General features: G+C 45.4%; 14 protein-coding genes. 12 read left to right on the forward strand and 2 right to left on the reverse strand.

Going from position 1 to position 18,262, the window contains the following annotated elements:
* The first annotated feature begins 34 nt into the window (after positions 1-34).
* The 5 genes from pilB to zapD all read left to right on the forward strand — a co-directional run bounded on the left by pilB (position 35) and on the right by zapD (position 5,425).
* Complete coding sequence (gene pilB / locus H7708_RS05515; protein ID WP_223669477.1) at positions 35-1,747, forward strand: type IV-A pilus assembly ATPase PilB; 1,713 nt, start codon at positions 35-37, stop codon at positions 1,745-1,747.
* A gap of 88 nt (positions 1,748-1,835) precedes the next feature.
* Positions 1,836-3,080, forward strand: a complete 1,245-nt coding sequence (locus H7708_RS05520; protein ID WP_223669478.1) for a type II secretion system F family protein — start codon at positions 1,836-1,838, stop codon at positions 3,078-3,080.
* A 27-nt stretch (positions 3,081-3,107) separates the two neighbouring features.
* Positions 3,108-4,016 (forward strand): prepilin peptidase, encoded by a 909-nt coding sequence (locus H7708_RS05525; RefSeq protein WP_223669479.1) that lies wholly within the window; start codon positions 3,108-3,110, stop codon positions 4,014-4,016.
* Positions 4,017-4,031: 15 nt separating this feature from the next.
* Positions 4,032-4,652, forward strand: coding sequence for a dephospho-CoA kinase (gene coaE, locus H7708_RS05530; protein ID WP_223669480.1), 621 nt, complete (start codon positions 4,032-4,034; stop codon positions 4,650-4,652).
* A 5-nt stretch (positions 4,653-4,657) separates the two neighbouring features.
* A complete protein-coding gene (gene zapD, locus H7708_RS05535; RefSeq protein WP_223669481.1) occupies positions 4,658-5,425 on the forward strand; it encodes a cell division protein ZapD in 768 nt (255 codons plus the stop codon).
* A gap of 32 nt (positions 5,426-5,457) precedes the next feature.
* On the opposite strand, the gene nadC is transcribed toward zapD, so the two are convergent.
* On the reverse strand, positions 5,458-6,327 hold the full coding sequence (nadC, locus tag H7708_RS05540) for a carboxylating nicotinate-nucleotide diphosphorylase (RefSeq protein ID WP_223669482.1): 870 nt from the start codon (positions 6,325-6,327) through the stop codon (positions 5,458-5,460).
* Positions 6,328-6,414: 87 nt separating this feature from the next.
* On the opposite strand from nadC, the gene ampD reads away from it, so the two are divergent.
* The 6 genes from ampD to H7708_RS05570 all read left to right on the forward strand — a co-directional run bounded on the left by ampD (position 6,415) and on the right by H7708_RS05570 (position 14,612).
* A complete protein-coding gene (gene ampD, locus H7708_RS05545; protein ID WP_223669483.1) occupies positions 6,415-6,993 on the forward strand; it encodes a 1,6-anhydro-N-acetylmuramyl-L-alanine amidase AmpD in 579 nt (192 codons plus the stop codon).
* 95 nt (positions 6,994-7,088) lie between these two features.
* Entirely contained in the window at positions 7,089-7,949 is an 861-nt protein-coding gene (gene ampE / locus H7708_RS05550; protein ID WP_223669484.1) for a regulatory signaling modulator protein AmpE, read from the forward strand.
* A 188-nt stretch (positions 7,950-8,137) separates the two neighbouring features.
* A complete protein-coding gene (gene aceE, locus H7708_RS05555; RefSeq protein ID WP_223669485.1) occupies positions 8,138-10,819 on the forward strand; it encodes a pyruvate dehydrogenase (acetyl-transferring), homodimeric type in 2,682 nt (893 codons plus the stop codon).
* Between the two features lie 15 nt (positions 10,820-10,834).
* Positions 10,835-12,478, forward strand: coding sequence for a dihydrolipoyllysine-residue acetyltransferase (gene aceF / locus H7708_RS05560; protein ID WP_223669486.1), 1,644 nt, complete (start codon positions 10,835-10,837; stop codon positions 12,476-12,478).
* Between the two features lie 114 nt (positions 12,479-12,592).
* The gene (gene lpdA / locus H7708_RS05565; protein WP_223669487.1) at positions 12,593-14,011 is read left to right on the forward strand and encodes a dihydrolipoyl dehydrogenase; all 1,419 of its coding nucleotides are present in this window, start codon (positions 12,593-12,595) and stop codon (positions 14,009-14,011) included.
* A 214-nt stretch (positions 14,012-14,225) separates the two neighbouring features.
* Positions 14,226-14,612, forward strand: coding sequence for a hypothetical protein (locus H7708_RS05570; RefSeq protein WP_223669488.1), 387 nt, complete (start codon positions 14,226-14,228; stop codon positions 14,610-14,612).
* Positions 14,613-14,903: 291 nt separating this feature from the next.
* Here H7708_RS05570 and H7708_RS05575 read toward each other — a convergent pair whose 3' ends face one another.
* Positions 14,904-15,863 (reverse strand): DMT family transporter, encoded by a 960-nt coding sequence (locus tag H7708_RS05575; RefSeq protein ID WP_223669489.1) that lies wholly within the window; start codon positions 15,861-15,863, stop codon positions 14,904-14,906.
* A 144-nt stretch (positions 15,864-16,007) separates the two neighbouring features.
* Here H7708_RS05575 and H7708_RS05580 point away from each other — a divergent pair, with 144 nt between their 5' ends.
* The gene (locus H7708_RS05580) at positions 16,008-18,257 is read left to right on the forward strand and encodes a S9 family peptidase (protein WP_223669490.1); all 2,250 of its coding nucleotides are present in this window, start codon (positions 16,008-16,010) and stop codon (positions 18,255-18,257) included.
* Positions 18,258-18,262 lie beyond the last annotated feature (5 nt).

Consider the following 18,262-nt stretch of genomic DNA (forward strand, 5'->3'; position numbering starts at 1 on the left):
GTATATATAAACAAATAGCGGATTGAATGAAAACATGGCACTAGTAGAAACTGGTTTAACGGGCTTAGCACATATGCTGGTCGCTGAAGGCCTTATTGAAAAAGAAAAAGTAAAAGAGGCTATCGAGCGGGCGAAAGAAGAGAAAGTTGGTTTAATTGATTGGCTTGTGAATGCTGGTTGGGTTGAAGGTAAAGATGCAGTTAAAGCACAGGGGATAAATTTCGGTGCTCCTTATTTTGATGTTTCTGCTCTTAATGTCGAAAACTTACCTAAAGACATTATCGATTTAAATATGATGCGTAAGCATCGTGCTATACCGTTATTTAAACGTGGCACTCGATTATTTATTGGGGTTTCTGACGCGACAAATCTTAAAAGCTTGGAAGAAATTCGTTTCCAGACTAATTGCTCTATTGAAGCGGTTTTGGTTGAGCCATCCAGGCTTGATACCCTCGTCGATAAGTTAATTGATGAAAAGGAAAGCGAGTCACTTTCAGACTTTGATGATGCTGATCTGGATAACATTGATCTGGATGCTATTGAAGGTGATCAAGGTGCTGATATTGATGAGGGGGCGGAAAAGGATGATGCGCCGGTAGTAAAGTTCGTAAAAAAAATGTTAGTGGATGCCATTCGTAAGGGGGCGTCGGATTTACACTTTGAACCTTATGAGAAGAAATACCGAGTACGTTTCCGTATTGATGGTATGTTGCATGAAGTGGCTAGCCCGCCGATTCAGCTCTCGGCGAGAATTTCAGCACGTCTAAAGGTTCTATCTAACCTAGACATTTCTGAACGCCGTGTTCCACAGGATGGCCGTGTCAAACTGAAACTGTCTCGTACAAAAGCCATTGATTTTCGTGTGAATACCTTGCCGACGTTGTTCGGTGAGAAAATTGTAATGCGTATTCTGGATCCTTCCAGTGCCATGTTGGGTGTCGATGCTTTAGGTTTTGAAGCGCAGCAAAAGAAGTACTTTATGGATGCCATTGGTAAACCACAGGGCATGGTCCTGGTTACCGGCCCAACGGGTTCTGGTAAAACGGTAACGCTTTACACCGGTGTTAATATTCTGAATGATGAGCATAAGAATATTTCGACAGCGGAAGACCCGGTAGAGATTAACCTGCCTGGCGTCAATCAGGTTAATGTTAACTTAAAGGCTGGCTTAACTTTTGCTTCAGCACTTAGAGCCTTCTTGCGTCAGGATCCGGATATCGTACTGGTTGGTGAGATTCGAGATCTGGAAACTGCTGAAATTGCGATTAAAGCATCGCAAACAGGTCACTTGGTATTATCGACACTGCATACCAACTCGGCTCCAGAAACATTAACACGTTTGGTGAATATGGGTGTGGCGCCATTTAATATTGCGACTACCGTGAACCTGGTTGTGGCGCAGCGTCTGGCAAGACGGCTTTGTGAGCATTGTAAGAAATCTTCTGAGTTGCCAGAAGAGGCATTGTTGGAAGAAGGCTTTACTAAAGAAGAACTGAACGACCTCACAGTTTATGAACCTGTTGGTTGCGATAAGTGTACATTAGGTTATAAAGGTCGAGTAGGTTTATTCCAGGTCATGCCAGTGTCGGAAGAAACAGGAAGAATTATTATGCAGGGCGGTAATGCGATTGACATTGCCGATCAGGCGAAAAAAGAAAATATTCCCGACCTAAGGCGAGCTGGTCTTAATAAAATTAAACTGGGTGCAACAAGTCTGGAAGAAGTTAATCGAGTCACTCAAGAGTAATTCGAGTGGTGGTTACTTTTGTAGGATCTGGCACTTTCAAACAGAATTTTGCTATATTAGCTTTAATCGTTGTTAAAGGTGAACAAACATGGCTACAGCAGTTAAAAAGCGTGGGGCAGCTGCGAAACAAAAGAAACAGAAAAATTTTCAGTATAAAGGGGTTAATAAGCAAGGTCAGAAGGTTTCTGGCTCTATGCCAGCAGAGAGTGCTGATGCAGTAAAAATGCAGCTTCGAAAACAGGGTATTACACCAAAAACGGTGAATGCTGAGCTGTTTTCGTTTGGTTCTGGCAAGAAGCCAATCAAGCCTGTTGATATTGCCGTATTTTTACGGCAGTTGGCGACCATGATGAAAGCGGGTGTGCCTTTGGTACAGTCTTTCGATATTATTGGTAAAGGCCACGAAAACGCCAGTGTACAAGATCTGGTCCAAGAAATAAAAGAAGACGTTGAATCAGGGAGCCCTTTTGCATCGGCACTTCGTAATCATCCCAAGTACTTTGATGAGTTGGTTTGTGACCTGATTCATGCCGGTGAGCAATCCGGTACTTTAGAGCAAATGCTGGATCGTATCGCGACTTATAAAGAAAAAACAGAAGCCTTAAAGTCTAAAATTAAAAAGGCGATGATGTATCCTGCTGCAGTTATCGTTGTGTCAATTGCGGTAACAGCTGTATTGCTGATTTATGTTGTCCCCATGTTTAAGGACTTGTTCCAGGGGGCTGGGGCTGACTTACCGGCGTTGACCGCAGTGGTAGTAAGTGCATCTGAGAGCATGCAGGCTAACTGGTATATTTATTTAGGTATCCTGATAGCCATTGTTGTTGGCTTTGTTCAGGCTAATAAGCGCTCAGAAAAATTTAGAGAAGCAAAGGATCGGTTTTTGCTCAAGTTTCCAATTTTCGGACCGCTGGTACAAAAGGCGGCCGTGGCCCGTTATGCCCGTACCTTAGCGACCACATTTGCGGCAGGTGTCCCTTTGGTTGATGCTTTAGATTCTGCTGCTGGAGCCTCAGGTAATACCGTCTATAAAAAAGCTATTATGAAAATTAAGGATGATGTGACCAGTGGTCTTCAGATTAATATGGCGATGACATCAACGGGTGTTTTCCCAAATATGGTAAACCAAATGGTGGCAATCGGTGAGGAATCCGGTGCGGTAGATACCATGTTATCCAAAGTGGCAGATATCTATGAAGCGGAAGTGGATGATGCGGTTGATGGTTTAAGCTCGTTAATTGAACCCTTTGTAATCGTCTTTATTGGTGGCTTAGTCGGTACCATTATTGTTGCTATGTACCTGCCAATCTTTAAGTTGGGTGATGCATTCTAAGAAAGATTAATATCAAGAAAATAAAGTATGATTGAATTACTCTCTACTAACCTGCCGTTACTGGCAGGTTTTGTTTTTGTACTGGGCTTGTTGTTTGGCAGTTTTTATAATGTAGTGATATACCGACTTCCAATAGTGCTTAATCGTGAATGGAAGGGCACAGCAACGGAAATCCTAACTGAAGCTGGTTGCAAGGTGAGCTGCCCGGCGGAGGAGCTGCCTGAGAAATTTAATCTGGTTTCTCCACGTTCGGCTTGTCCCAAGTGTGGCCATCAGATCACAGCACTGGAAAATATTCCGGTATTGAGCTGGCTGTTGTTAGGAGGAAAGTGTAGCTCCTGCAAAACGAAAATTTCTATCCGCTATCCCTTTGTTGAATTGCTGACCGCAAGTACTTTTGCTATCTGTGCTTGGGCTTTCGGTTTTACCTGGCTAACGGTATTTGCTGTCATTTTTACCTCGACTTTAATCATCGGCAGCTTTATCGATTACGATCATAAGATCTTACCCGATCAATTGACGCTCCCTTTGGTTTGGGTGGGGTTAACTGTTCCTTTATTTTTAAATCCAGAAACCTTTCAGCCAAACTTTGCACCTGATTTGCGCTCGGCAGTCATCGGTGCTCTGTGTGGTTACTTGATTCTCTGGTCAATTTACTGGCTGTTTAAGTTGGTGACCGGGAAAGAAGGTATGGGCCATGGTGACTTTAAACTGTTGGCAGCTATCGGGGCTTTCGTGGGTTTTAAAATGTTGCCTCTGGTAATCATTCTGTCGACGGTAACGGGCGCGGTTTTGGGCATTATCAGCATGATCGTGAGCAAGCGCGGCAGAGACCATACCATTCCTTTTGGTCCCTTCTTGGCCATTGCGGGGTGGGTTACGTTAATCTGGGGGCAGCCGTTGACCCAGTTTTATTTAGACCTATTAGCACCATAAAGCTTGTAAACAGTTATGACTCTTCATATTGCTTTAACCGGTGGCGTGGCCAGCGGTAAGTCCGCAGTTAGCCGTTATTTTGAAGAACTTGGCGTGCCTGTCTTGGATGCGGATCAGGTGGCGCGGGATGTAGTGGCTATTGGCTCTCAAGGCCTGTTGGCGATCACGGAGAAGTTTGGCGAGGAGGTTTTGCAGGCCGATGGAACGCTGGATCGGCGAGCATTACGCAATATCGTGTTTACGGACGATGACAAGCTTAAATGGCTGAATCAGCTGTTACATCCTTTGATTCGTCAGCAGATGACAGCTTGGCGTGCGGAGGCTGCGAAAAACCAGGCGCTTTATACCATCAGTGCCATCCCGCTCTACTACGAAACTATTTATAACACGCCGGAAGCGGAGCAGTATGACCGTGTTGTGGTCATTGATGCCTCAGAAGACATTCAGCTGGAGCGCCTGATGCAGCGTGATGACAGTTCTGTAGAGCAGGCTAAGGCGTTGATATCGAGTCAGGCTGGCCGAGAAGAACGTTTAGCTATTGCCGATGACGTCATTACCAATGATGCTGATTTGCAATCATTAAAACAACAAGTTATAAAGCTAGACAACGAGTACCGTGATTTAGCAAGGAGCTAAAGCCCATGAGCGATTCGGGTGAGTCCATACTGTATGAACATCCCTTGAGCGAGCAGGTCCGTACTTACTTGCGCCTGGAGCAGCTCTTCTCCATACAACTACATTTGCGTGAGCAAGACTCTAAAATGTGTCATGTGGCTGCTCTGCGCAACCTGTGGGAAATATTGGACTGTCTTGACCGTGGTGATATCAAGGGCGAGCTGATCAAGGAGCTGGAAGCCCAGCGCCTACACTTTCTGCAGTTAAAAGAAAGCCCCTATATTGATGACTTAAAGCTACAACGATTTTTAGAGCAACTGGAACAGCTGTTAACCTGGCTTGGGCGTTACCAGGGTAAGTTTGGTGCTAAGTTACGCGCAGATCGCTTTATTGATATGCTCAAAAATCGTATTCGCATGCCTGGCGGTACCTGTAGCTTTGACTTGCCTGAACTTCATCAGTTCCTAAGTAAACCTTTCCAGTATCGTCAGCAAAGTCTGAGCGAATGGTTTACTCATCTCGAAGGGTTGGCACAGTGCATTAAAATACTGTTACGATTGTTTCGCGAAAATGGAGATTTTGACAAGGTCACCTGTCATCAAGGAGTATACCAAAGCAGCTTGTCGAATAAGAACAACCCGCAGCTTTTACGTCTGCGGCTTCCGCGTGACTCGGAGTACTTTCCAGAAGTCAGTGGTTCAAAGCACTATTTCAGCATCCGCTTCATGGAGCACGTTGGAGACGATGTGCAGCCAGCTGCGTCAGACTTAAGCTTTGAACTGGCTGTTTGCTAATGGTGAGCCAATCCCTGATTGGCTGACTCTGCCTACATTTCCAGTCGAAGCGATAAGTCGATGGCTTTTACGTTTTTGGTTAAAGCGCCAACAGAAATATAATCGACTCCGGTCTTGGCGATGTCGCTTAAGGTTTCCAGGGTGACGTTGCCGGACGCTTCAATCTTAGCCGTGTGTGAATGCATGTGATTGATTGCCACGCCTGTGCGCATATCGTCAGTACTGAAATTATCCAGCATGATGACGTCGGCTCCAGCATCCAGTGCCTTATCCAGTTGTGAGAAGGTCTCAACTTCAACTTCCACTAACAGATCGGGATGGTTACGTCTGGCTGCCGCTACTGCATTTTTTATCGAGCCCATAGACATAATGTGGTTTTCTTTAATCAGGAAGGCATCGTGCAGTCCCATACGATGGTTTTTGCCGCCACCACAGTATACGGCATACTTTTGGGCTAAGCGCATCATAGGGATGGTTTTACGGGTGTCTAGCAGTTTGCAATGAGTGCCCCTTAGCTCACTGACGTAGCGGGCTGTAGTTGTTGCAGTGCCTGACAGTGTTTGCAAAAAGTTCATGGCACTACGTTCAGCAGTAAGAATGTTACGTGCATTACCCTCTATTTCGCACAAGGTATCGTTGGCTGCCATTTTATCGCCATCCTGACAGTGCCACTTTACAGACATGCTTGGATCGAGCTTGGAAAAAACGGCGTTAAACCAGTCAATACCGCAAACTACTGCGTTTTCCCGGGTAATTAAGCGGCCTTTAGCGACTTTATCGGCGGCAATGAGTTCTGCCGTGACATCAACGCCATCCGTACCATTTAAGTCTTCTTCCAGAGCTCGGCTTACTTGGAAGTCGATGTCTTGCTTAAGTTGTTTCTGATAAGGAATATCAATCATAATTGCTCTTGTCGCTTATACCGCAATGGGGGCTTTCCGTTTACAATGTGTGGTATTGTAATCACAAATAGCTAGTTTAGGAATAGTATGGCGGTAGCAGGCCAGGAATTTTGTATAAATTTACACACCGGGTTGGTTGAACAGGCGAGGCAGTCGGACTGTACTCACTACGACGATCGCGAGGGCTCTGAGATTGATTTGCTGGTGATCCACAACATCAGTTTGCCACCTAAACAGTTTGGAGGGCCTTATATCGATCAGCTTTTTGCTGGTCGACTGAACCCGCAAGAACATGAGTTTTTCAAAGAGATTGCTGGCATTCGCGTTTCCAGCCATCTTCTGATCCGCCGCGATGGTGGGCTGGTGCAGTATGTTCCTTTGCATAAGCGAGCCTGGCATGCGGGGCTATCATCGTTTCAGGGACGAGATAAGTGTAATGATTTTTCTATTGGTATTGAGTTAGAAGGCGCCGATGATATTCCTTATGAACCACAGCAATATGAAGTGCTGGCGAAATTGACACGGCTGATCATGTCTGCGTATCCTGCAATAACGAAAGAAAGGATTACAGGACATTCGGATATTGCCCCGGGGCGTAAAACGGATCCAGGACCTGCCTTCGACTGGGATTACTTTCGCAAGACATTAGCCGGTAAACCACGATAGTTAATCTGGCCGGACGGCTCTGAAGGTAAAGGGGCTGATAGAGAGTATGGTATAACGATGGGTGCATCACCAATTAACGATTAAGGGCAAACAAAATGGCACTATTGGCATTGGTAATAGCGATCTTGATTGAGCGGTACTATCACAGCAACCAGTCGGCTACTCGGGACAAACTGAGTAGTGACAACTGGTACTTCAGTTATTCGAGGGGGTTAAATAAGACTTTTGGGGACAAGTCCTGGTATCAGGGCTGGTTACGTGACAGCGTGGAAATCTTTATTCCAGCTATTGTGATATTTATCCTGTTCAAGTTGTTTGATGACGGCTTTATTGCCTCACTCATTGTACTGGCGCTAATGGTACTGATCCTGGTTCACGCCTTTGGCCCTCAGCTACCAAGCAAACAACTCAGTGGTTACTTTAGCGCGCTGGAGCATGATGATCCGCAGGCAGCGTACGAATATGCTAAAACCTATACTGGCAAAGAGGCCAATGATGAAGCGGAAATGGTCAAACAGGTCACTTCGAGTATTTTTTATAACGTCGAGAGTCAGTATTTTAGTGTGGCTATCTGGTTTGTACTGTTAGGTCCGGCTGGTGCGCTACTGTATCGAATGTTGTTGTGGCAGCAGCAGGAATCACGGCTGGGAGTGGCTGGTAAAAAAGTGTTTTATGTTATGGAATGGATTGCCTGTCGTATTTCTACCTTATCGTATTTATTAGCTGGGGATATGGCTCACGGCATTGATGCGATTAAAAAGCAGTACTTTGACCTCGATGTATCGGGAAAAGATTTACTGCTCAATGCGGCAGCGGCAAGCATGGGTGCTCATGCTGAAAGCTATGAAAAAGTAGCTGGCGAGAATCACTGTGCCATCGGCGTATCGCAGCGAGCCGGTGTGATTTTATTTGCGGTGATCGCCGTTGCTTCATTACTCGGCTGGACTTTTGTTTGATTATATTTAACTTGTGTTAATTATTTGCTGGGTGTTTTTTAGGTCAGACCAGTTGCCTGGTTTGGCCGGTTTTTACGCGAAAGAGTATCTTTTTAAGCACTTTTTGACTAAGATGTTGGCTTTGTGATCAGTAATGAATATAGTTAACGCATGTTAAATAGTCGTGCGGCTGTCATAGGGCGATAAATATGTCTGAAAATGATTTAAAACAAAATGCATCTGCAGCAGATGTTGATCCGATAGAAACGCAGGAATGGATCGACGCGCTGGATGCAGTGATGGCAGAAGAAGGTGTCGAAAGAGCACACTTCTTACTGGAGAAACTGGTAGCTAAGGCACGTCGTGCCGGTGCTAATTTGCCATTCGATTTAACCACTGCTTATCTCAATACGATTCCTCCATCGCAAGAAGCGCATATGCCTGGTGATCAGGAAATGGAACGTCGTTTACGTGCGATTATTCGCTGGAATGCGATTGCGATTGTTCTGCAGGCGTCGAACAAAGAATTAGAGTTGGGCGGCCACTTATCAAGTTTTGCGTCAAGCGCGACCCTTTACGATGTCGGCTTTAACCACTTCTTTAAGGGTAATAACGAAGATAAGGGCGATTTGATTTATTACCAGGGTCACTCGTCTCCTGGTATTTATGCCCGCGCCTTTTTGGAAGGGCGTTTAAAAGAAGAGCAGTTAAGCAATTTCCGTCAGGAAGTAGACGGTAAAGGTTTATCCTCTTATCCGCACCCATGGTTGATGCCCGAGTTCTGGCAGTTCCCAACAGTATCGATGGGGTTAGGCCCTATTCAGGCCATCTATCAGGCGCGTTTCTTAAAGTATCTGGAAAATCGCGGTTTGGCAGACACTAAGGGGCGTAAAGTCTGGGCCTTCTTAGGCGATGGTGAGATGGACGAGCCTGAGTCACTCGGTGCGATCAGTCTTGCTGGTCGTGAAAAGCTGGATAACCTGATTTTCGTGATTAACTGTAACTTACAGCGTCTTGATGGCCCGGTTCGCGGTAACGGCAAAATCATTCAGGAGCTGGAAGGTGAGTTCCGTGGCTCTGGCTGGAATGTATTGAAAGTGATTTGGGGCCGTTACTGGGATCCGTTACTGGCACGTGATACTGAAGGTCGTTTGCGCAAAGTGATGGAAGACACCGTGGATGGTGAGTACCAGAACTGTAAAGCCAAAGGTGGTGCTTATACTCGCGAACATTTCTTCGGTAAAGATCCAAAGCTGAAAGAAATGGTTGCCAATATGTCGGATGAGGACATCTGGCGCTTGAACCGTGGTGGTCACGATCCGCATAAAGTCTATGCTGCTTACCACAAAGCGGTAAACACTGAAGGTCAGCCAACCGTTATCTTGGCCAAAACCGTTAAAGGTTACGGTATGGGCGCATCGGGTGAAGGTAAAAATGCTGCGCACCAGGTTAAGAAAATGAACTTGGAAGCGTTAAAGCATTTCCGCGATCGTTTTAACGTTCCGATTCCTGATGAGAAGCTGGAAGAAGTACCTTTCTATCATCCCGGTGAAGACAGCGATGAGATTAAGTACCTTCAAGAGCGCCGTGAAAAACTTGGTGGTCATTTGCCGACGCGTCGTGCTGAATCTAAAAGCTTAGACATACCGTCGCTTGATGCATTCGATGCTTTGTTGAAGTCGAGTGGTGAGCGTGAAATATCTACCACCATGGCCTTTGTACGTGGCCTTAATGTGTTACTGAAAGATAAAAGTCTGAAAGAACGAATCGTACCAATTATTCCTGATGAAGCGCGTACTTTTGGTATGGAAGGTATGTTCCGTCAAATTGGTATCTATTCCTCAGTCGGGCAGCTATATGATCCGGTCGATTCGGATCAAATCATGTATTACCGTGAAGATAAGAAAGGCCAAATCCTCGAAGAAGGTATTAATGAAGCGGGTGCTATGTCGTCATGGATTGCAGCGGCTACCAGTTATTCGAGCAATAACTTGCCGATGATTCCATTCTATATTTTCTACTCCATGTTTGGTTTCCAACGTATCGGCGATTTGGCATGGGCTGCTGGCGATATGCAGGCACGAGGATTCCTGATCGGTGCGACTTCTGGCCGTACGACCCTGAACGGGGAAGGGTTGCAACACCAGGATGGTCATAATCATCTTATTTCAGCGACAATTCCAAACTGTATCAGTTACGATCCAACCTACGCCTATGAGGTTGCGGTGATTGTGCGTGAAGGTATGCGTCGTATGTATAAGGATCAGGAGAACGTCTTCTATTACATTTCGACATTGAACGAGAATTACGTACATCCTGAGATGCCGGAAGGTGCTGAAGAAGGCATTATCAAAGGTATGTATCAGCTGAAAGCGAATAAATCGCGCAAGAAAGCACCACGTGTCCAGTTAATGGGTTCTGGTTCGATTCTGCGTGAAGTCGAGCATGCGGCTGAACTTCTTGAAGACGACTTTGGTGTATTATCTGATATCTGGTCAGTACCAAGCTTTACTGAGCTCCGTCGCGACGGTATGGAGGTTGAGCGTGAAAACATGTTACATCCAGATAAGAAAGCGAAAAAGTCTTATGTTGAGAAATGTCTGGAGAAGCAAAAGGGCCCGGCGATTGCAGCAACTGACCACATGAAGTCATATGCTGATCAAATTCGTAACTTCGTACCGATGAGTTATACGGTGCTTGGTACGGATGGTTTCGGTCGTTCAGACAGCCGTGAAAATTTACGCCGATTCTTTGAAGTTGATCGTTACTATATCGTCGTTGCAGCGCTTAAGGCGTTGGCGGACGAGGGTGAGATTGACGTTAAAGAAGTTACTAAAGCAATTAAGCGTTACAACATCGACGCTGATAAAGCTGATCCAGCAACCCTATAATTGGAGGAGGTTCCCTTGGCAAATTTAACTGAGGTAAAAGTCCCCGATATTGGCGATGCCAGTGGGGTTGATGTCATTGAAGTTTTGGCCAACGTTGGTGATGAAATTAGCGTTGATGATAGCTTGATTGTGCTTGAAACCGATAAAGCGACAATGGAAGTACCATCCAGCGATGCGGGTGTGGTTAAGTCTATCGAGCTGAAAGTCGGCGATAAAGTATCGGAAGGTGATTTAATCCTAAAGCTGGAAGCGTCATCAACGTCTACTGAGTCAGCGTCAACTGAAGAAGAAAAGAGCGAGTCGACTGCCAGCGAAGATAGTGCTGAAGATGCTCAGCCGGAGCCAAAAGCAGACGCGGGTGGTTCGCGTTCTGAGCCGATAATCATTCCGGATCTGGGGGATTCAGATGGCGTTGATGTCATTGAAGTTAGCGTTAAAGAGGGCGATGACGTCGATAAGGACGATAGCCTGATCGTGCTTGAAACGGAAAAAGCTACGATGGAAGTGCCGTCTCCTTTCGCCGGTACCATTGAATCGATGAGCGTGAAGGTTGGCGATAAAGTCAGCCAGGGCGACCAAATCGGTACTATGACGGTTGCGGAAGGTGACTCTGCAGAGGAAGCTCCAACTGAGTCTGCTCAGCCAGAGCAAGAGGTCGAAGATAAAGAGCCGGCGGTAAAAGACACGCCAATGCCGAAATCAGAATATAAACCTGCTCCGGTCGCAGTCGAGCCATATGAACGCCGCGAAGGTGAGGTGATTCACGCCAGTCCTGCGGTACGTCGTCTGGCACGAGAGTTTGGCGCAGACTTGTCGAAAGTCAAAGGTACGGGACGTAAGAATCGTATCTTAAAAGAAGATGTTCAGTCGTTTATCAAGTTTGAATTATCTCGTCCAAAGGCTACGGCGAATACGGGTGGTGCTGCGCCTGCAGATCTGCCTGAAATCGATTTTTCGAAGTTTGGCGAAGTGGAAGAAAAGTCACTGTCACGTATTCAGAAAATCAGCAGTGTCACCTTGCAGCGTAATTGGAATTTGATTCCACACGTTACGCAGCATGATGAGGCTGATATTACTGAACTGGATAACTTCCGTAAATCGATGAAGGAAGAAGCGGCAAAGGAGGGTGTACGTTTAACACCGCTTGCGTTCATCATGAAAGCATTAGTGGCGAGCCTGAAAGCGTTCCCAACATTTAACTCTTCATTAGCGGCAGATGGCGAAACATTAATATTGAAGAAGTATTTTAATATTGGTGTTGCGGTAGACACGCCAGATGGCTTGGTCGTACCGGTGATTCGTGACGTGGACAAGAAGTCAGTGTATGAGTTGGCTACTGAACTGGGTGAAATGTCGGAAAAAGCGCGTGATAAGAAGCTGACGGCTAAAGATATGCAGGGTAGTTCGATGACCATTTCTTCGTTAGGTGGTATCGGTGGTACCTCGTTTACGCCAATTGTTAATTGGCCTGACGTTGCTATTCTTGGCCTGTCACGTAACCAGGTTAAGCCGGTGTGGAATGGTAAAGATTTCGAGCCACGCATGATGTTGCCAATGTCATTGTCTTATGACCATCGTGTGATTGACGGTGCCGTGGCTGCACGCTTTATAGTACACCTGGGTAAGATGTTGGCTGACATTCGCCGAACAATCCTATAGCGCAATTGGCGTTATATTGAATTGTTTGATGATTTTTCGGTCAAGTTAGGTAAAATACGCGCAAAATAAGCGCTTAGAGTTGATACTCTAAATTCAGATAGAAAAGAGGAACTCATGAGTAATTTACACGCTCAAGTCGTCGTTTTAGGTAGTGGCCCAGGGGGCTATAACGCTGCATTCCGTGCTGCTGATTTAGGCATGGATGTGATTTTAATTGAAAAGTACGACACGTTAGGTGGTGTCTGCTTAAACGTGGGTTGTATCCCATCAAAAGCATTATTGCACACAGCAAAAGTGATTGATGAAGCAGAAGAAATGTCTGCTCATGGTGTTAGCTTTGGTAAACCAAAGTTTGATATCGATAAAATCCGTGACTATAAAGATGGTGTTATCAAGCAGTTAACTGGCGGTTTGGCTGGTATGGCGAAAGGCCGTAAAGTTAAAACGGTCCAGGGTTACGGCAAATTTACTGGTGCTAATGAAATTGAAGTTGAGCACGATGGTAAAAAGCAAAAAGTCACGTTCGACAATGCTATTATTGCTGCGGGTTCACGTGTGGTTGATCTTCCGTTCTTGCCAGAAGATGATCGTATCGTTGACTCAACCGGCGCGCTTGAGCTTCGTGATATTCCAAAGCATATGTTGGTTATCGGCGGCGGCATCATCGGTCTTGAGATGGCGACAGTATATCGTGCACTAGGTGCGAAAATTACTGTTGTTGAAATGGCTGATCAGTTAATCCCTGCTGCTGACAAAGATGTAGTTAAAGTCCTAGAGAAGTTCATCAAAGGTAAATACGAAAATATCTTGATGGAAACCAGCGTGACTAAAGTAGAAGCTAAGAAAGATGGCTTGTATGTTACGTTTGAAGGTAAGAATGCGCCAGAAAAGCCTCAGAAGTTTGACATGATCTTATCTGCGGTAGGTCGTCGTCCGAATGGTGATTTGATCGACGCTGATAAAGCGGGTGTTAAAGTAACGGATCGCGGCTTTATCGAAACCGATAAGCAAATGCGTACTAACGTTCCACACATTTACGCTATCGGTGACATCGTTGGTCAACCTATGTTAGCACACAAAGCAACGGCCGAATCGCACGTTGCTGCTGAAGTAATTTCTGGTAAGAAGCATTATTTTGACCCATTAACGATCCCATCGGTTGCTTATACTGATCCAGAAGTCGCATGGGTTGGTCTAACCGAGAAAGAAGCGAAAGAACAAGGCGTTGATTACGGCGTGGGCAAATTCCCATGGGCAGCATCAGGTCGTGCGATTGGCGTTAATCGTAAAGAAGGCTTCACTAAGTTGTTATTCGATAAGAAAAACAATCGTGTGATCGGTGGCGCTATCGTTGGGGTTAACGCTGGTGAGTTGATCGCAGAAGTTGGTCTGGCGATTGAAATGGGCTGTGATGCTGAAGATATTGGTTTAACCATTCACGCTCACCCAACATTGTCTGAGTCTGTGACTTTCGCGGCAGAGGTTTATGAAGGTGTTTGTACTGACCTTCCTCCTCAGCGCAAGAAAAAGTAAGAAAACATCTTTCTTAAAAGTGTAGAGTTTTATCTAAAGAGCTAGGACTCAAGTGCTCACGTATTTCATATACGCTCCGCATTTGCGCGTGGTGCATCCTCGCTCTAAAGAAAATCTTCACTTTTAGTTTGGTCTAAAATTAATTTGGATTTTCTAAAGCCTCCTTTTGGGGGCTTTTTGTTATGTTAATAATAAACGATAAAAGGAAAATACGATGAGAATCATTATTCTGTCTTTGTTTTTAGTTGGTTTTTTAAGTGCTTGCAATACCAGTCGTCCTTTAACTAATTTACATGATCACAATATTGAGTACTTAGTTGATAATGGCGAAACACTTGAAGATGTAAAGCTAAGTATATTACGTGCGGGACAGTCTCTTGGCTGGGAAATGACGCCACTAAAACCAGGTTTAATTCGAGGCACCCTGAAGTTACGTGCGCATACTGCTATCGTCAAAATCCCATATAACATGAAGAGCTATAGTATTATTTACGTCGATAGTGTGAACCTGGACTATGATGGCAAGAATATCCATCGTAGTTACCCTCGCTGGGTTAATAATCTTAAGGTAAAGATTGATGACTTTATCGCTACGAGATAAGCGCTCTTGTTATTTAAAAGGCTTCCTATGGGAAGCCTTTTTTGTACCGGTTGATTTGATGAAGCCTACAGTGATGATGACGTTAAGTTTGTAATTACCCTGGGCTTCTAATTTCTTTTAAGTCTGTTGTTGCAGATCCCACAACCACCATGAGGGAGCTGATATTGGTTAGGACGTTTAGGTTATAGGGCAGGTTCGCTTTTTAAGCGCAGTCCATCGACTTTCTAAGTTACTGGTGCACCCAATGGGACAGGCCCGGTTATAGCTATGCCTGACCCATCCTATTCTTCTCTATATTTGCGGCGATGGTGATTGCTTAACTATTTTGGACTTCCTTTTTCCCGCTAATGCCGTTGTTGCAGATCCCAAAACCACCATGATCGAACCGACAATGCTCAAAGCATTTAGCGGCTCCGAAGGCAGGTAGTCCGGGTAGAAGTGAGCGACAACTTTCATGCTGAGGATGGTGACTAGTGGTGTTAAGGCTAAAATAGCACTGACTCGAGAGGCCTCCCAGTGGGCTAAGGCTTCGGCGAATGAACCATAGGCTACAATGGTGTTCAAGCAGCAGAAAATCAATAAGCCCCAGCCCAGTGTATCCAAAGGCAGCACTTGAGATGGCTCGCTCCAGGGCATCAAAATAAATACACTGGAGATATAAATAATGAACATGATTTGGTTGGAGCTGTAGGTGTTGAGTAGCTGTTTCTGTGCTAGGGCATATCCTGCCCAGGTTATAGCGGCAAGAAGCATCCAGAAGAGACCAACGGTATAGGCGCCATCAAGGTTTTCCATTATCTCACTGAACCGCATATTAAAAAACAGAATCAAGCCAATGACAAAGCAGATAAAGCCGAGCCACTGCCATTTATTGAAACTTTCCTTAAAGATTATCAGACCGCCCAGAAGCATGAACATGGGGGCAGTCTGGATCATGACCTGGGCACTACTGGGGGTAATCGTGTCGACCCCGAAAAGATAGAATACGTAGTTAGCACATAAGCCGAGTATCGCCACCAGGATAAGTATCAACGTGATTCCTTTGAGAACTTTTAAGTTGGGCACTCGTCTTCGTACGACCATATAAAACAACAGAAAAATGGCAGCAACGGCAAATCGGTACCAGGTTACGGTAACCGCATCCATTTGTAGAAGTATGCCCTTTAGTGCAATGGGAAGCAGCCCCCAAAGGAATACGGTAGTAAGGGACAGAATTAATCCTAGCTGCCAGCGACCGGATACAATGTGCATAGTGACTCTCGAACCGACGTAAAGTTTGGATTATGCAGTAAAAAATAAGCCGTGACTAGCCATGATTGGTACCATAACACGATTGATTGTTTGCAGCGTAAATTCTATGATGCATTATCCAGAAAATATGGGGAATATTAGGTTATGAGTTATGTTAAGACCCTGCTGAACGGGGTTCTTCTGGCGACTGCAGGAGCAGGAGTAATGACAGCACAGGCTGATAAAAATGAAGAAAGGCTAACGGTTGAGAGAATTTATGCCGATCCGGCTCTTACAGGGCCAGAACCAAGTTCGGTTAAATTATCTCCAGATGGTCGCCGAGTGACGTTCCTGAAGGGAAAAGAAGAGGAACAGGAGCGCTTGGATTTGTGGGAATATAACTTGGCTGACCAACAGTCTCGGATGTTGGTTGACTCCGCGGATTTAATGCCGGGCGAGGAAAAGCTTTCAGATGAAGAAAAGGCACGTCGAGAGCGTATGCGCTTATTCGCTAAGGGGATTATTAATTACTATTGGGGTGATGATGGTGAAACTCTGTTATTCCCTTTAGGTGGTGATATTTTTGTCCATGACCTGACCAAGCCGGCAGACGAAGCGACGAAGCAGCTTACGCAAACTGCAACTTACGAAACAGACGTTAAGCTTTCTCCGGATGGCAAAAGTGTTTCTTTCATCCGCGAGCAGGATATCTTTATTGTTGATACTGAAAGCGGCGAAGAGCGTCAGCTGACATTTGATGGTGAGGGAACCATCAAAAATGGTATGGCAGAATTTGTGGCTCAGGAAGAAATGGGGCGTCTGACCGGTTATTGGTGGTCGCCGAACAGTAAAAAGCTGGCTTATTTGAAAGTTGATGAGTCGCCGGTCAACGTTGAAAAGCGTTACGAAATTAATGCCGAAGATTTTACGGTATTTGAACAACGTTATCCGAGCACCGGCACCAACAATGTGACCATCAAGCTGGGTGTACTCGATTTGACCAGCGGTAAAACAACCTGGGTTGACATTGGTGAAGAGAAAGATATTTATATTCCTCGGGTGAAATGGTTGAGCGACTCGAAGCGAGTGTCATTCCAGTGGCAGAGTCGCGATCAAAAAACTTTGAAGCTGATGTTCGCCGACGCAGAAACCGGAAAGTCGCATGAGGTGTTAACTGAAACGGCAGAGACCTGGATTAATCTGACCAAAGACTTGCACTTTCTAAAGCGACATAATGCTTTTGTCTGGACCTCTGAGCGTAGTGGTTTCCGACACATTTATCTGTATGACCTCAAAGGCGAGCTTATTAATCAACTTACCGCCGGTGACTGGGTTGTGAATAAAGTTTACGGCGTTGATGAAGAGTCGGGGCTGATTTACTTTGATGCTAATAAAGACAGTCCACTACAGCAACACCTGTATTCTGTACCGATGAATGGCTCTGGTGACATTGAAAAAGTTACCACAAAAGCAGGCGTCCATGACGTTAGTTTCGCTAAAAATATGCAGCTATTTGTCGATTATTTCTCTTCGGTTGAGCAGCCACCACAGGTCAGTTTGCGCCAAGCCAACGGTAAGCTGGTGACCTGGCTGGAAGAAAATAAACTGGATGCCGAGCACCCTTACTATCCTTACTACCAGTCAGCGTCTAAACCTGAATTTGGCAAGATCAAAGCTGATGATGGTCAGGAGATGTATTACCGCCTGTATAAGCCAACGAATATGGAAGCTGGTAAAACCTATCCCGTCATTGTTGATGTTTACGGTGGGCCTCACGCACAGCGTGTACAAAATGTCTGGGGCGCTAGAAACACTTACTGGCATCATATGATGGCGGATCGCGGTTTCGTTATTTTCTCACTGGATAACCGTGGCTCCTGGAATCGAGGTAAAGCATTTGAAGATCCGATTTATCGAAAATTGGGCGATGTCGAAGTTCAGGATCAGGTGAAAGGTGTCGATTTCTTAAAATCACTACCATATGTAGACTCTGAGCGCATTGGCATGTTCGGGTGGTCTTACGGTGGTTACATGACCATCATGAGTATGTTTAAGAAGCCCGACGTGTTTAAAGCCGGCGTTTCAGTCGCACCCGTGACCGACTGGTACCTGTATGATACTCACTATACCGAGCGTTACCTGGCTCACCCCGAAGATAATAAAGACGGTTACGAGCAGAGTAATGTCTTTCCCTATTTGGAGGGCTTAGAGGGGGACTTAATGATCATTCATGGCATGGCGGATGATAATGTTTTATTCACCAATAGTACTAAATTATTTAAAGCCTTGCAGGATGCTAATAAGCCGTTCGATATGATGAACTACCCGGGCAGTAAACACTCTATCTGGGGGCAGAAGACACGAACCCATGTCTTTAATACCATCACTGATTATTTTGAAGAGCATTTAAAGTAATCAGT

Origin of the sequence: Kangiella shandongensis (assembly GCF_020005365.1) — a bacterium.
Taxonomy (GTDB): Bacteria; Pseudomonadota; Gammaproteobacteria; order Enterobacterales; family Kangiellaceae; genus Kangiella; species Kangiella shandongensis.

What these genes read in the sequence shown, in the direction of transcription:
- lpdA (WP_223669487.1), top strand. Translation starts at nt 12,593, where the DNA reads ATGAGTAATTTACACGCTCAAGTCGTCGTTTTAGGTAGTGGCCCAGGG.
- aceE (WP_223669485.1), top strand. Translation starts at nt 8,138, where the DNA reads ATGTCTGAAAATGATTTAAAACAAAATGCATCTGCAGCAGATGTTGAT.
- ampE (WP_223669484.1), top strand. Translation starts at nt 7,089, where the DNA reads ATGGCACTATTGGCATTGGTAATAGCGATCTTGATTGAGCGGTACTAT.
- H7708_RS05575 (WP_223669489.1), bottom strand. Translation starts at nt 15,863, where the DNA reads ATGCACATTGTATCCGGTCGCTGGCAGCTAGGATTAATTCTGTCCCTT.
- coaE (WP_223669480.1), top strand. Translation starts at nt 4,032, where the DNA reads ATGACTCTTCATATTGCTTTAACCGGTGGCGTGGCCAGCGGTAAGTCC.
- zapD (WP_223669481.1), top strand. Translation starts at nt 4,658, where the DNA reads ATGAGCGATTCGGGTGAGTCCATACTGTATGAACATCCCTTGAGCGAG.
- H7708_RS05580 (WP_223669490.1), top strand. Translation starts at nt 16,008, where the DNA reads ATGAGTTATGTTAAGACCCTGCTGAACGGGGTTCTTCTGGCGACTGCA.
- H7708_RS05520 (WP_223669478.1), top strand. Translation starts at nt 1,836, where the DNA reads ATGGCTACAGCAGTTAAAAAGCGTGGGGCAGCTGCGAAACAAAAGAAA.
- H7708_RS05570 (WP_223669488.1), top strand. Translation starts at nt 14,226, where the DNA reads ATGAGAATCATTATTCTGTCTTTGTTTTTAGTTGGTTTTTTAAGTGCT.
- pilB (WP_223669477.1), top strand. Translation starts at nt 35, where the DNA reads ATGGCACTAGTAGAAACTGGTTTAACGGGCTTAGCACATATGCTGGTC.
- nadC (WP_223669482.1), bottom strand. Translation starts at nt 6,327, where the DNA reads ATGATTGATATTCCTTATCAGAAACAACTTAAGCAAGACATCGACTTC.
- H7708_RS05525 (WP_223669479.1), top strand. Translation starts at nt 3,108, where the DNA reads ATGATTGAATTACTCTCTACTAACCTGCCGTTACTGGCAGGTTTTGTT.
- ampD (WP_223669483.1), top strand. Translation starts at nt 6,415, where the DNA reads ATGGCGGTAGCAGGCCAGGAATTTTGTATAAATTTACACACCGGGTTG.